Source organism: Bacillus pfraonensis, assembly GCF_050768835.1.
Taxonomy (GTDB): domain Bacteria; phylum Bacillota; class Bacilli; order Bacillales; family Bacillaceae_G; genus Bacillus_A; species Bacillus_A pfraonensis.
Map to the genome: position 1 here is coordinate 50,176 of NZ_JAHCDO010000037.1, position 13,755 is coordinate 63,930.

14 protein-coding genes and 1 pseudogene are annotated in these 13,755 nt (G+C 39.0%); 13 read left to right on the forward strand and 2 right to left on the reverse strand.

Annotated features, from left to right (window positions below; translation table 11 throughout):
- Positions 1 to 42 precede the first annotated feature (42 nt).
- The 3 genes from rarD to KFD70_RS24945 all read left to right on the forward strand — a co-directional run bounded on the left by rarD (position 43) and on the right by KFD70_RS24945 (position 3,449).
- The gene (gene rarD / locus KFD70_RS24935; protein WP_336453823.1) at positions 43 to 984 is read left to right on the forward strand and encodes an EamA family transporter RarD; all 942 of its coding nucleotides are present in this window, start codon (positions 43 to 45) and stop codon (positions 982 to 984) included.
- 78 nt (positions 985 to 1,062) lie between these two features.
- Positions 1,063 to 1,488, forward strand: a complete 426-nt coding sequence (locus KFD70_RS24940; protein WP_336453822.1) for a divergent PAP2 family protein — start codon at positions 1,063 to 1,065, stop codon at positions 1,486 to 1,488.
- A gap of 101 nt (positions 1,489 to 1,589) precedes the next feature.
- Positions 1,590 to 3,449 (forward strand): terpene cyclase/mutase family protein, encoded by a 1,860-nt coding sequence (locus KFD70_RS24945; RefSeq protein ID WP_336453821.1) that lies wholly within the window; start codon positions 1,590 to 1,592, stop codon positions 3,447 to 3,449.
- Between the two features lie 84 nt (positions 3,450 to 3,533).
- Here KFD70_RS24945 and KFD70_RS24950 read toward each other — a convergent pair whose 3' ends face one another.
- Complete coding sequence (locus KFD70_RS24950; protein ID WP_017151502.1) at positions 3,534 to 3,683, reverse strand: YfhD family protein; 150 nt, start codon at positions 3,681 to 3,683, stop codon at positions 3,534 to 3,536.
- 132 nt (positions 3,684 to 3,815) lie between these two features.
- On the opposite strand from KFD70_RS24950, the gene fabG reads away from it, so the two are divergent.
- The 7 genes and pseudogenes from fabG to KFD70_RS24985 form a co-directional block, all read left to right on the forward strand.
- Complete coding sequence (gene fabG, locus KFD70_RS24955; protein WP_336453820.1) at positions 3,816 to 4,556, forward strand: 3-oxoacyl-ACP reductase FabG; 741 nt, start codon at positions 3,816 to 3,818, stop codon at positions 4,554 to 4,556.
- A 944-nt stretch (positions 4,557 to 5,500) separates the two neighbouring features.
- Positions 5,501 to 5,821 (forward strand): PadR family transcriptional regulator, encoded by a 321-nt coding sequence (locus tag KFD70_RS24960; RefSeq protein ID WP_033796096.1) that lies wholly within the window; start codon positions 5,501 to 5,503, stop codon positions 5,819 to 5,821.
- Between the two features lie 71 nt (positions 5,822 to 5,892).
- Positions 5,893 to 6,234 carry a DUF1048 domain-containing protein gene (locus KFD70_RS24965; protein ID WP_017151751.1) on the forward strand — a complete coding sequence of 114 codons (342 nt, stop codon included), beginning with the start codon at positions 5,893 to 5,895 and terminating at the stop codon, positions 6,232 to 6,234.
- A gap of 320 nt (positions 6,235 to 6,554) precedes the next feature.
- A complete protein-coding gene (locus KFD70_RS24970; protein ID WP_431613452.1) occupies positions 6,555 to 7,316 on the forward strand; it encodes an ABC transporter ATP-binding protein in 762 nt (253 codons plus the stop codon).
- A complete protein-coding gene (locus tag KFD70_RS24975; protein WP_431613453.1) occupies positions 7,317 to 8,066 on the forward strand; it encodes an ABC transporter permease in 750 nt (249 codons plus the stop codon).
- Positions 8,067 to 8,076: 10 nt separating this feature from the next.
- Positions 8,077 to 8,304, forward strand: a complete 228-nt coding sequence (locus KFD70_RS24980; RefSeq protein WP_336453818.1) for a carboxymuconolactone decarboxylase family protein — start codon at positions 8,077 to 8,079, stop codon at positions 8,302 to 8,304.
- 25 nt (positions 8,305 to 8,329) lie between these two features.
- A pseudogene (locus tag KFD70_RS24985) lies at positions 8,330 to 8,754 on the forward strand (Tn3 family transposase); the annotation flags it as partial.
- A gap of 394 nt (positions 8,755 to 9,148) precedes the next feature.
- On the opposite strand, the gene KFD70_RS24990 reads toward KFD70_RS24985, so the two are convergent.
- Positions 9,149 to 10,633: an aldehyde dehydrogenase family protein gene (locus tag KFD70_RS24990; RefSeq protein WP_336453817.1), complete on the reverse strand. Its 1,485-nt coding sequence runs from the start codon at positions 10,631 to 10,633 to the stop codon at positions 9,149 to 9,151.
- 274 nt (positions 10,634 to 10,907) lie between these two features.
- Between KFD70_RS24990 and KFD70_RS24995 the strand changes: the two genes are divergently transcribed.
- From KFD70_RS24995 to KFD70_RS25005, 3 genes are all read left to right on the forward strand, one after another.
- The gene (locus KFD70_RS24995; protein ID WP_336453816.1) at positions 10,908 to 11,186 is read left to right on the forward strand and encodes a YhdT family protein; all 279 of its coding nucleotides are present in this window, start codon (positions 10,908 to 10,910) and stop codon (positions 11,184 to 11,186) included.
- A 3-nt stretch (positions 11,187 to 11,189) separates the two neighbouring features.
- Positions 11,190 to 12,620 (forward strand): sodium/pantothenate symporter, encoded by a 1,431-nt coding sequence (gene panF, locus KFD70_RS25000; RefSeq protein ID WP_336453815.1) that lies wholly within the window; start codon positions 11,190 to 11,192, stop codon positions 12,618 to 12,620.
- Between the two features lie 138 nt (positions 12,621 to 12,758).
- Positions 12,759 to 13,691, forward strand: coding sequence for a nucleoside hydrolase (locus KFD70_RS25005; RefSeq protein WP_336453814.1), 933 nt, complete (start codon positions 12,759 to 12,761; stop codon positions 13,689 to 13,691).
- Positions 13,692 to 13,755 lie beyond the last annotated feature (64 nt).

The window sequence follows — 13,755 nt, forward strand, 5'->3', positions numbered from 1 at the left end:
CCTTATAATGAAGAGAAAAAAGAGAAGAGGAGAAAAGGGAAGATGGAGAGTCAAAAAGCACTGCAAAAGAAAGGGATTGTATATGCGGCCGGTGCTTATATGATGTGGGGCATTCTTCCGGTTTATTGGAAGTGGGTTGAGGAAGTTCCTGCAGAAGAAATATTAGCACATCGTATTGTTTGGGCATTTGTTTTTATGTTACTAATTTTGGGAGTATCAAGACGATTGAGGCAATTTCTGAACGAACTTGTAAGTCTTTTTAAACGACCTAAATTATTAATCTCATTAACGATTGCTTCCGTTTTAATTAGTGGGAATTGGTTTGTGTACATATGGGCTGTGAATCAGAATCATATTATTGAAGCGAGTCTTGGTTATTATATTAATCCTCTTGTAAGTATTTTACTTGGTACAGTTGTTTTGAAAGAAAAACTTAACTTTTGGCAATATGTTGCAGTTGGTTTAGCAGGAATAGGTGTGATTATTTTAGCATTTCGATACGGTTCAATTCCATGGATAGCTCTTTCACTGGCATTTACATTTGGATTATATGGGTTAACCAAGAAATTGCTGAATTATGATGCAATGATAGGACTTACGATGGAAACAATGATTGTGACGCCTCTTGCATTCATTTACTTAGTTATGATTGGTGAGCATGGTTTTGGTTCGTTTGGCTCTATTTCATTTATTTCAACGCTAATTTTAATGGGAGCAGGTATTGTTACTGCATTACCGCTTTTTTATTTTGCAAAAGGGGCACAACTTATTCCGCTATATATGATTGGTTTTTTACAATATATTTCTCCAACCATTAATCTTATCTTAGGTGTTTTTGTGTTCCATGAGCATTTTACATCGGTTTATATGACAGCCTTTTTCTTTATTTGGGTTGCATTATTGATATTTTCGATGGCAAAAACAAAGTTTTTGCTTCGGAAGCAACCAAAGTTTCTTAAAAATAAATCGGCAAAAGTATCATAAAGCGTAGTATTTTCTACGCTTTTTTCTTTATACTTATAAGTATAGAATTTCCATTACTGCAAGTAGGGGGCTGGAAATATGGAAACAATTTTACATAACGAGCCGCTTATGGCAGCTGTACTCGCTTGGTTTTTAGCACAATTAACGAAAGTCATTTTTAAATTAGTCAAGGCGAGAGAATTTGATTTTGCGCAATTTTTTGCTTCTGGAGGAATGCCAAGCTCTCATTCTTCAACGGTTACGGCATTAGCGACAGGTGTTGGAATGGTAGAAGGTATAACGAGTGCGGTGTTTGCAGTGGCCGCTATTTTTGCAATTATTGTTATGTATGATGCATCAGGGGTAAGGCTCGCGGTAAGTAAACAGGCGAAGATTTTAAATGATTTTTTTCATGGTAGACAAACAGAGTATAAGAAATTAAATGAGCTTGTCGGACATACGCCGTATCAGGTTGTTGTCGGAGCTATTTTAGGAATTGTTGTTGGAATTGGATATTGTTTGTGAGCAGAATGTGTATTTACATGTTCTGCTTCTATTTATTTTTATACATAATTGCGTGCGAAGCGGAATATCGTATACGGATTTAGAAAGGGTGGGTGAAAAAGGTGTTATTACATGAAAAAGTGCGTGAGGAAGTTAATCGGAAAATTACCGCACTCAGGACGATGCAGCATCAAGACGGAACGTGGCGATTTTGTTTTGAGGGATCACCATTAACAGATTGTCATATGATTTTTTTGCTTAAATTATTAGATCAAGAGCAAGAAATAGAGCCGTTTGCTGCAAGATTAGCATCTCTTCAAACAAATGAAGGGACTTGGAAGTTATACGAAGACGAATCTGTTGGGAACTTGTCTGCTACCATTCAAGCATATGCAGCCTTACTTGTTTCTAGAAAGTATGCAAAAGAAAACATAAATATGAAACGAGCTGAAGCTTTTATTCGTGAGCGAGGTGGTATTGCACGCGCACACTTTATGACGAAATTTTTATTGGCACTTCATGGAGAATATGAATATCCTTCCTTGTTTCACTTTCCAACGCCTATTTTATTTTTACCTGAAGATTCCCCGCTTAGCATATTTGAGCTAAGTAGTTCCGCGCGCATTCACCTCATTCCGATGATGATTTGTATGAATAAACGATTTACTGTGTCTAAAGCACTTCTTCCTAATTTAGATTATATTTCAGGCGGGAGTAAAAAGCAGTGGTTTCGTGAAGAACGTTCATCATTGTTTCAAACGCTTCTTGGAGATGTGAAGAAGTTTTTATCATACCCCTTATCTTTGCATCATAAAGGGGACAGGGAAGCGGAGCGTTTTATGATTGAGCGGATTGATACAAATGGAACATTATATAGTTATGCGAGTGCTACATTTTACATGATTTATGCATTGCTCGCACTGGGACACTCAATTCAGTCACCGCTTATTTCAAATGCAGTATTAGGATTGAAAACTTATATATGGAATATGAATAAGGGATTTCATCTTCAAAATTCACCATCTACAGTGTGGGATACAGCTCTACTAAGCTATTCATTGCAAGAAGCGCATGTACCACATGATAACCAAATGATTCGAAAAGCAACAGATTATTTACTACAAAAACAACATAAAGGTAAAAAAGATTGGAGTGTGCATGCCCCATCACTTGATGCTGGAGGTTGGGGATTTTCAGATGTGAATACGACAATTCCTGATATTGATGATACGACAGCTGTACTTAGAGCGTTAGCGCGAAGCCGAAAAGGAAATCAAAGAATAGAAAAAGCTTGGAAGAAAGGAATTGAATGGGTCAAGGGATTACAAAATATTGATGGGGGCTGGGCAGCTTTTGAAAGAGGTGTAACAAGTAAAGTTTTAACACATTTACCTCTTGATAACTCAGGGGACATGATTACGGATCCGTCTACGTCAGATATTACAGGTAGAGTGCTGGAGTTTTTTGGAACATACGCTCCAAACGAGTTACAAGGTGATCTAAAAGATCGAGCGATTCGTTGGTTAATTCATACACAGGAGAAGAATGGATCCTGGCATGGGAAATGGGGAGTGTGTTACATATATGGCACTTGGGCAGCTCTCACAGGTTTACGTGCTGTAGGTGTTCCATCTAATCATACAGCTTTACAAAAAGCAGCTACATGGTTAGAGAGCATTCAACATAGCGATGGAGGGTGGGGAGAGTCTTGCAGGAGTAGTGTAGAAAAGAAATTTATTTCGTTACCTTTTAGTACACCATCACAAACGGCATGGGCACTTGACGCACTTATTGCTTTTTATGATACGGAAACACCTGTCATTCGAAAAGGGATTTCTTATTTACTTGCACATCCAACTCAGAATCAAGATTATCCTACAGGTATAGGGTTACCAGATGGATTTTATATTCGCTACCATAGCTATCATCATATATTTCCACTCCTTACTTTTGCTCATTATATAAAAAAATATAGAAAATAAACCGAGAAATCATCTCGGTTTATTTCATTTTTTATGGGTAGTAGTAGGTCCCAATTGCAAAGTGATAAGGGCTAGATAGGCACCTTATTTTTGTTCGGATTGGCGTTTTTGACGTGCATCGGCGGCGTCAGCACGTGCGTTTGCTTCTAAGTCATCATGGTCAGCGAGTTCACGAGAAAACTCTACATCGATGCCATCAGAAGTTTTATTTCGTCCTAGGTTCTTTTTGTTCATTCGACACAATCTCCTTGTGTTTATGCTGTGTTGCAAGTTTAGTTTGACACAAATAGACTTTTTTATACAAAAAGGATTTGGAAAGCATAGAGCCGAAATATACAGTATAAGTAATAGAAATGGGGGAGAGGAATGAACTTTTTACATGGGAAAACAGCTGTTATAACAGGAGCTGCACAAGGAATAGGGAAGGAAATTGCTTGTACTTTTGCAAAATTAGGTGCAAAGGTGTTAATAAGTGATGTAAATGAGGAGAAATTAAAAGAAACAGCAAGAGAGTTTTTAGACCAAGGATATGAAGTAAGTGTATATGCATGTGATGTGAGTAATCAAAACGAAGCAAAATCATTAATTGAATATGCGGTTCAAACATTCGGTGGGATACATATTTTAGTGAATAATGCTGGGATTACAAGAGATGCGATGTTACATAAAATGGAGAAATCAGCTTGGGAGCAAGTCATGCAAGTGAATTTAACAGGTGTGTTTTATTGTATGCAACCGGCACTTCTTTACATGAGGCAGCAACAATTTGGACGTATCATCAATATTTCTTCGATTAGTAGGGAAGGGAATATTGGGCAAGCGAATTATGCTGCAACGAAAGCAGGTGTCATTGGATTAACAAAAACGGCAGCAAAAGAAGTGGGTGGATTTGGTATTACTTGTAATGCCATTTGTCCAGGGTTTATGGATACAGATATGACAAAAACAATACCAGATAAAGTGAAAGAGAAGATGGTTGGTGCAATTCCAGTTGGAAGAATTGGAACGCCGCAAGATATCGCAAATGCAGCAGCCTTTTTCGCTTCAGAGTATGCTTCTTATATTACAGGTGAGGTATTAAATGTGAGCGGTGGCTTACAAGTGTAAGAGATAGTTCTATATTTTTTAATACGTTACGGAATAAAATGTTTGAATTCTCTAAATGATTTGTTACATAATAAGTAGAGTCTGACCATCTTTTTTTATTTAGAATCAAGGGATGTGCGTTTGGTATATGTATACCAAGAATAATTATATAATGTGCAACATTATATAGATAAAAAGAAGAGGATAGATACAAACAGAGAAGTTCTGCTTGTTCTATCCTTTTGTTGTACTACAAATGACTTCATTTACTACTACAATGTATTTGCTTTTTGTGTATAGAAATAATAATGATGTTTAATTTTGATACTTGAAATAGAATAATCCTCAGTTATTTTACTAAAGCTGCTCCCGTGAATCCAAAAAGAAAAACGTCCTCATATCTTGCAGGAACGCATAATAAATATTTACTTTTCTGCTGTGATTATTAAGAACATAGGTCTACGAAGTTCTTCTTTCATTTCGGGAATACTCTTTAACATTTCTTCGGAAGAAATTGGTCACTGGAAGTAGGAGAAAACCTCATCGTTTTCAAACCAGAGAAACCAGGAACCTACATGTACAGTTGCTGGATGGGAATAATCCGCGGTAGAATCATTGTGAAAGAAGCATAGGAGGAAGTAAAAGCTCCATAAAGAAAATCGGCTGTATCCAATAGGGATAGCTGGTTTTAAAATATTTAGAAAATCCAGTTGACGGTCTATCTACTACGTGTTACGATATACCTGTAGTAAGTCACACTGGATAATAGCACTACTGAATAGTGAGGTTGTAAAAAAAATTTAAGAAAAATATTTGACACCTTCTACTCGGTGTTATAATACACATGTAATAAGTAATACTGAATAGTAGGATTTCCTAAAAGCTATTCAGTAAAAAATCCCTCAGTACTCTGTTATACTGAATATAAGTCAGACAAAATAGAGGAGGTAGAGGAGGATCTGAACATGGAAAATTTAACTGAAATGCTGAAGGGTTCGCTGGAAGGCTGCGTGCTGGAAATCATTAGCCGCCATGAAACCTATGGTTACGAGATTACCCGCCGCCTGAACGAGCTTGGGTTTACCGAAGTCGTGGAAGGAACGGTCTATACCATCCTCGTGCGATTAGAAAAGAAAAAACTTGTGAATATAGAAAAGAAACCATCAGATATGGGACCGCCCCGCAAGTTTTACTCACTCAATGAGGCTGGCCGCCAGGAACTTGAATTATTTTGGGAAAAATGGGATTTTGTATCATCAAAAATTAACGTCTTGAAGTCAATCTAGCTGCATAAGATATTCCGTCTGATATTTTTGGAGTGTCTTGTTCAGCTTTATAAAAAAGGAGGAAAAATAACATGATGGAAATGTTCAAAAAAATGATTGGTGATAAAAAAGAGTACAAAATGATGATGGCACGGGTTGGAGCCCTGCCAGAGGACTATCAGTTTGTATTTAAGAAAATTCAAAACTACATGTGGAATTTCTCAGCGGGCAACGGGATGGATATGCTACACATACAGTATGAATTAATCGAGTTGTTCGAAGCCGGTGCGGCGGAAGGTAGACAAGTGCTGGAAATCACTGGGGACGACGTGGCCTCCTTTGCTGACGAACTAGTGGCAAACGCTAAAACCTATGTCTCCAAGTACCGTGAAGATTTGAATCAGAGTATCATGAAGCGATTGAGAAAAAAATAAATTCAATAGATAATACCGACTGATTAGCTGGTTACAAATGTGAATTGCCGCCTTCGCTATTCAGTTATATTTTTAACCTGGTAATAAGTAATACAGATTATCAGTCAGACTAAATAGAAGAGTATAGGGAATCTAGCTCCGCAAAGCGCTTTTTATCCCGCATTAATGGGCAGTAACCCACCTCAAGGTTCAGAGAGAACCGAGGAAGATAGGTGGGGGATCAACTGCCCATAAAAGCCCGATTGGTTCAACTAATAATCAGTGGGGGGATGAAGAAAACCCCCACTGATTAAAGTTTCACTTTATAAGGAGGAAAAAGTATGAGCGATGCAGCGATTTCCGTAAAAGGGTTAAAAAAATGCTTTAAAGACAAGGAAGTCTTAAAGGGGGTGGATTTTGAGGTGCAGCGTGGCGAAATTTTCGCACTGCTGGGCTCAAATGGAGCGGGCAAGACGACGACGGTCAACATCCTTTCGACGCTGATGAAGGCCGATGGCGGCGAAGTAAGTATTTGCAGCTTTGACGCCCAGCGTCAATCGGATTATGTTCGCCAGAGCATCAGCCTAACAGGGCAATTCGCAGCTTTAGACGGCATGCTTACCGGGCGGGAAAACTTGATGATGATCGCCAAGTTGCGGGGAGTTTCCAATCCCGCTCAAGTCGCCGACAATCTGCTTGCAAGATTCAGCCTGACCGATGCGGCCAACCGCCGGGCGGATCAGTATTCCGGCGGGATGAAGCGCCGGCTTGATATCGCCATGAGCCTGATCGGGACGCCAGCAGTCATTTTTCTCGACGAACCGACGACAGGGCTTGACCCCGAAGCGCGGATTGAAGTCTGGGATACCGTCAAGGAGCTTGCTGGCAGCGGCACGACCATCTTGCTGACGACCCAGTACCTGGAGGAAGCCGAACAACTGGCGGACCGTATCGCCATCCTGCATGGCGGAAAAATCATCACGACCGGTACCCTTACCGAACTCAAAGAGATGTTCCCGCCAGCGAAAGTGGAGTACATCGAGAAGCAGCCGACATTGGAGGAAATTTTCCTCGCGATCATTGGCAAAAAGGAGGAGATGTAAATGAAAAGCAAAACAGGGGTATTACTAGAACGTTTAATGCGCAACATCATGCGCAGCCCGGATACGATTATCACGGTGGCGATTACGCCGATTATGATGCTGCTGCTGTTTGTCTACGTATTTGGCGGCGCCATAGAGACAGGAACGGACAATTACGTCAATTATTTATTGCCGGGAATCTTGCTGATGGCTATTGCATCCGGCGTCGCTTACACTTCACTGCGGCTGTTTACTGATGTAAAGAGCGGGCTGATGGCGCGTTTCATTACCATGCCCATCAAGCGCTCGTCGGTATTGTGGGCTCACGTGTTGACCTCGCTTGTTTCCAATGCGCTTACTGTCGTGGTGGTTATCCTCGTCGCCCTCTTGATGGGCTTTCGTTCCAGTGCTGATATCCTGGATTGGCTCGCGGTAGCTGGGATACTCGGGCTGTTTACGCTGGCTCTGACATGGCTGGCGGTCATTCCCGGATTGACGGCGAAGTCTATGGAAGGGGCGACAGCCTACTCGTACCCGCTGATTTTCCTGCCGTTTATCAGTTCGGCCTTTGTTCCCACCGAAACCATGCCTAAAATTGTCCGTGCGTTCGCTGAGAACCAGCCCGTGACTTCAATCGTGAATACGATTCGTGCCCTCTTGTATGAAGGGTCTGTTGGAAACGGTATCTGGGTCGCGCTTGCCTGGTGCGTCGGCATCATGGTCATCGCTTACTTCTTCGCCAGTAAAGTATTTAAACGTCAGTTAGGGTAAGTACACCATTATGGGATTAGTCATATCAATAGTCAGCCACTGCGATGAATGCATTTGCTATCACATGAAAGGCTGCTTAAATGCCGGGGTAACCATCGATGAAATCATGGAAACCCTCAAAATTGGTGTGATTGGTGGCGACTCGATCACTTATTCCAACGTGAGGTTTGCCATGCATGCCTTAGAAGAATTTACAGCGGGTAGTGCTCTTTCGCAGGAGGAGAAATTAAAAGAATAAAGCCCATAGATATAACTGAGAGTAAAAAAATCGACTTTATAAAGCATTTAGAGAACTAGTACGCGTTGTAAGGACCGCCTTTCTCCTAAAATATATTTCAGATATAAAATTACGGGAACAAATAACAGCTAGTACAAATAAAGTTGAGGCATATCATGATCATGGCTTTTCAAAATGTTTTTTTCGGTGGAGATGGGATTATTTCTGAAAATGATCCGGAAGAACAAGAAAAACGTATTAAATATAATGATTTCGTTGTAATGCTTTTATTTTTCAGAATATTGTTGATATAATGTTAATTTTATGGTCTCTCATGAAGGGTATAGGTTTTCGCGAGAAGATCTTGTTATGCTGAGTCCATACCTTACAAGGCTCATTAAACGTTTTGATGATTATGTCATCGATTTACAAAACATCCCTCAATCAGTAGAGGAGAATATACCGGTATAAACATAAAATGGGTCATCATATGGAAATAAAAGTAAGTATATGGCCCGTTTTTACATGTATCTCGGCTGAACCCCTATATGAGGCCATAAAGAGGTCAGCATAATAAAAAAGTACATCACTCTTATTGAGCGATGTACTAATACATATATAATGTGCAACATTATGCACATCCTCTTATCCTTCTAAGGAAAGATAGATATTGTTACTTATTTATCCCGCATTAACGGGCAGTAAGACCCCCACCTCAAGGTTCAGAGAGAACCGAGGAAGATAGGTGGAGGATCAACTGCCCATAAAAGCTCGATTGGTTCAACTAATAATCAGTGGGGGATGAAGAAAACCCCCACTGATTAAAGTTTCACTTTATTTTACAGAGTAGGTCAGGCTTTTTCATTTAGTTCAGATTCACCCAAACACTCTTCACTTCTGTATAGTTATTTAATGCATAAGATCCCATTTCGCGGCCAAGACCGGATTGTTTAAATCCACCAAATGGAGAAGCGGCATCAAATACGTTATAACAGTTTACCCATACTGTACCAGCACGGACTTTACTTGCAATGTAATGTGCATTTTTGACATTTTCTGTCCATACACCAGCAGCTAAACCAAATGATGATTTATTTGCACGTTCAATTACTTCATCAATATCATTAAACGGCAACGCGGAGATGACAGGTCCGAAAATTTCTTCTTTGGCAATTGTCATTTCATCATTTACGTCTGCAAATACAGTTGGAGCGACAAAATAACCTTGCTCATATGGTTTATTTCCACCAACAAGTACTTCTGCACCTTCTTCAATACCTTTTTCAATGTATCCCATAACGCGTTTTTGCTGTTCTTCTGAAACAAGAGGCCCGATTGTTGTCTGAGGATCTAGACCTGCACCTTGTGTTAATTTTTTTGAATACAGAACAAGGTCAGCCATAACATTATCATACATTTTCTTCGGAATAAATAAACGGGACCCTGCGCAGCATACTTGCCCTTGGTTAAACATGACACCAGAAAGTGCAGCTGGAATTGCACGAGATAAATCAGCATCTGGTAAAATAATATTCGGTGATTTACCACCGAGTTCTAATGTAACTCGTTTCAATGTTTCAGAGGCTTGTCTCATAATTTGTTTACCAACTGGAGTAGACCCTGTAAATGCAATTTTATCAACGAGAGGATGATTGACAAGAGCTTGTCCAGCTGTTTCACCAAATCCTGGTACGATGTTGACAACACCTTTCGGGAATCCAGCCTCTTCAAATAATTCAGCTAAGTATAGAGCAGAAAGAGGTGTTTGTTCTGCAGGTTTCAACACAATTGTACATCCAGTTGCAAGAGCAGCCCCCATTTTCCACATTGCCATTAGGAGAGGGAAATTCCAAGGAATAATTTGTCCGACAACACCAACTGCTTCATGGCGTGTATAGTTAAAATATTCACCGGAGACTGGAATTGTTTGACCGACAATTTTTGTAGCCCAGCCAGCGTAATAACGCATATGTTCAATTGCCAGCGGAATATCTGCTGCTAACGTTTCACGGATTGGTTTTCCGTTGTCTAATGTTTCAAGCTGTGCTAATTCTTCTTTATGTTCTTCCATTAAATCAGCAAGCTTGTACATTAGACGGCTTCGTTCAGCACCGCTCATACGTGACCAAGGACCTTCATCGAAGGCCTGTCTTGCAGCCATTACAGCTTTATGAATATCTTCGCGACCAGCTTCTGAAACAATCGCAAGTGTTTCACCAGTTGCTGGGTTTGGAGTTTTAAATGTCTTACCGGAAGCGCTTTCGACGAAAGCTCCATTCACATATAATTTTTTTGTTCCTTGAAGAAATTTCTCTACTTTTTCATGAAGATTTACAGCTAGTTGACTCATTGTATAACCCCCTTGAAAATATAATGTAAACGCAGTACAAGACGGCGTTTATTCCTGTAACAGGGTTGTAAAGAAACTAGATGAAAGAACTCTAATTTTAATCATAAATAACAAAGACTGAAAATTCAAATTTCATTTACGTTACAATTGTAAAAATTATGTAATACAGAATTGAATTCTATATCTTTGCAAAAAATCCTTCTAGTTTTTCTTTTCTAGTAGGAAAAACTAGAAAAACAATGTTACAATTATACCTCGTGAGAGGAGGGAGAAAATGAAGGGTTATCATGATGATCCACGCTTTCGAATTGCCCATAGAGAGGCGTTAATTGGTCTTGGACTTGCTTTTATCAATTTTATAATATGGTATGGGTTTGCTTATGGGCTTGGCAGTAAGGATCCAAGTGAATATACATATGTATTAGGTTTTCCAGCATGGTTTTTTTATAGTTGTATAGTCGGTTTTGTTGTAGTAGTTATACTTCTTATTTTAATCGTGCGTTTTGCATTTCAAGATATTTCGCTCGATGAGGAAGAAAAAAGTGAGGAATGATAAATGAATTGGTACGTAATAATTCCAATGATAATTTCTTTTATCGTTGTATTTTTAATTGGTGTATATGCATCAAGACGTGTACAAGCAACGGCTCATAATAAATTTTTACAAGAATACTTTCTTGGTGGACGTGAACTTGGCGGTCTATTATTAGCTATGACAATGATTGCTACGTACGGTAGTGCGAGTAGCTTTATTGGTGGACCTGGAATTGCATATAATATGGGGCTTGGATGGGTATTGTTGTCAGCAATCCAGGTTGTAACGGGTTACATCGTCTTGACGGTAATTGGTAAAAAGTTTGCAATCATTGCAAGAAAGATGGAAGCAATTACGCTTATTGATTACTTAAAAGGAAGATACAATCATAAAGCAGTGGTCATTCTTTCGGCATTATGTATTATTATCTTTTTATTTTCAGCAACAGTTGCCCAGTGGGTTGGAGGCGGAAGATTAATTGAATCGTTAACAGGTCTTTCGTATACAACGTCTTTATTTCTTTTTACATTCTCTGTACTTGTATACGTTTTAATTGGTGGATTCCGTGCAGTTGCTTTATCTGACACATTACTTGGTATTATTATGTTAGCAGGCACGACAATTATTTTAATTGCAACGGTGATTGCTGGTGGCGGAATCGAAAAGATTATGCAGGAACTGGTTCGAATTAATCCTAATTTAATTACGCCATTTGGTGCAGATGGCAGTTTAACGAAAACATATGTAACATCATTTTGGGTATTAATTGGTGTTGGTGTTGTTGGATTACCTCAAATTAGCGTGCGTGCGATGTCCTATAAAAATTCAAAAGCGATGCATCAAGCTTTAATTATCGGAACAATTGTTGTCGGTACAATTATGATTGGTATGCATTTAACAGGTGTATTTGCACGGGTGGTGCTTCCAGGCGTAACTGTGCCAGACAAAGTAATGCCACTTCTTGCAATGGAAGTATTGCCGCCTTGGCTTGCTGGGGTCTTTTTGGCTGCTCCAATGGCTGCAATTATGTCAACGGTAAATTCACTTTTATTACTTGTGAGTTCATCAATTATTAAAGATATATATGTGAACTACATTAACGAAAAGGCTACTGATACGGCTATTAAAAAAGGAAGCTTGTGGATTACCGGAATCATTGGTTTACTTGTGTATGCAGCAGCTATTAAACCACCGGATTTCTTAATTTGGTTAAATTTATTTTCTTTTGGTGGCTTAGAAGCAGCATTTATTTGGCCGATTGTTTTAGGGCTATATTGGAAGAAAGGGAATGCAGTTGGTGCGCTTGCATCCATATTGGTTGGGGTAGGTTCTTATATGATCATCCATCTTTGGTTCCCGAATCCGTTTCATATACATACAGTAGTTTTTCCGATTTGTTTTGCGTTTATCGCTTATATAGTTGGTAGTGTATTGACGTTGAAAAAAGAATAGAACCAATAAAACAAAACCGCAGTGCTTTCAAAGATGAGAAGCACTGCGGTTTTTTATGATAAAAATTAAGTTTTTTCATTCTGCATTCTTTTGCTCATTCATACAGTAGTAACAATTGATGGGATGGAGTTGAGACCTATGAAAAAGGTGCTTTTTTTAGGGGATCCTGGTATTGATGATTCTTTAGCAATTATGTATGGGCTGTTACATCCAGAAATTGAAATTGTTGGGATTGTGACTGGGTATGGAAATGTAACACAAGAGCAAGCAACAAGTAATGCTGCGTATTTAATGCAACTAGCAGGTAGAGAAGATATACCGATTATAAATGGAGCGAAAATGCCGTTGTCGGGTGAATTTGCAACATATTATCCTGAAATTCATGGAGCGGAAGGGTTAGGGCCAATTCGCCCCCCACAAACGATTCGACCAAATATTAAATCGTTTTGCACAATCTTTGACATTATCAATCGTTATAAAAAAGAAGTTATTATTGTTGATGCAGGGAGGTCAACAAGTTTAGCAACGGCGTTTATATTAGGAAAGGATGTAATGAAAGATGTAAAAGAATATTACTGTATGGGGGGGGCATTTCTTGTTCCAGGGAATGTTACTCCTGTAGCAGAGGCAAACTTTCATGGCGATGCACTTGCTGCAAATTTAGTAATGCAGCATGCAAAAAACGTAACATTAATCCCTCTTAATGTTACAAGTGAATCAATCGTTACACCTGAAACTGTACAATATATAAAAAAACATTCACAAACTGCATTTAACAAATTAATTGAACCTATATTTCAATATTATTATATGGCATATAAGAAAATAAATCCCAAAATTACCGGAAGCCCCATTCATGATGTCGTTACGATGATGGCAGTTGTAAATTCTTCTATGATTGAATATGTATACCGGAAAGTAGACGTGGATTTAGAAGGGAGTGCAAAGGGGGAAAGTATTGCTGATTTCCGGCCACAACCTGATGCAAAAGCTCTTAAAGATTGGGTGAGAATTGGATGGAAATTAAATTATAAGAAATTTGTTGAAAACTTTGTTCGAATTATGACATAGACATAATAGGAGATGACAAGTTAAAATAATAGAGACGATTATTTAGAAAATCGTCTCTATTATT

Coding starts and splice junctions, on each gene's coding strand:
- KFD70_RS24965 (WP_017151751.1), top strand. CDS start 5,893: ATGATGGAAATGTTCAAAAAAATGATTGGTGATAAAAAAGAGTACAAA.
- rarD (WP_336453823.1), top strand. CDS start 43: ATGGAGAGTCAAAAAGCACTGCAAAAGAAAGGGATTGTATATGCGGCC.
- KFD70_RS24970 (WP_431613452.1), top strand. CDS start 6,555: ATGAGCGATGCAGCGATTTCCGTAAAAGGGTTAAAAAAATGCTTTAAA.
- fabG (WP_336453820.1), top strand. CDS start 3,816: ATGAACTTTTTACATGGGAAAACAGCTGTTATAACAGGAGCTGCACAA.
- KFD70_RS24940 (WP_336453822.1), top strand. CDS start 1,063: ATGGAAACAATTTTACATAACGAGCCGCTTATGGCAGCTGTACTCGCT.
- KFD70_RS24975 (WP_431613453.1), top strand. CDS start 7,317: ATGAAAAGCAAAACAGGGGTATTACTAGAACGTTTAATGCGCAACATC.
- KFD70_RS24995 (WP_336453816.1), top strand. CDS start 10,908: ATGAAGGGTTATCATGATGATCCACGCTTTCGAATTGCCCATAGAGAG.
- KFD70_RS24950 (WP_017151502.1), bottom strand. CDS start 3,683: ATGAACAAAAAGAACCTAGGACGAAATAAAACTTCTGATGGCATCGAT.
- KFD70_RS24960 (WP_033796096.1), top strand. CDS start 5,501: ATGGAAAATTTAACTGAAATGCTGAAGGGTTCGCTGGAAGGCTGCGTG.
- KFD70_RS24990 (WP_336453817.1), bottom strand. CDS start 10,633: ATGAGTCAACTAGCTGTAAATCTTCATGAAAAAGTAGAGAAATTTCTT.
- panF (WP_336453815.1), top strand. CDS start 11,190: ATGAATTGGTACGTAATAATTCCAATGATAATTTCTTTTATCGTTGTA.
- KFD70_RS25005 (WP_336453814.1), top strand. CDS start 12,759: ATGAAAAAGGTGCTTTTTTTAGGGGATCCTGGTATTGATGATTCTTTA.
- KFD70_RS24980 (WP_336453818.1), top strand. CDS start 8,077: ATGGGATTAGTCATATCAATAGTCAGCCACTGCGATGAATGCATTTGC.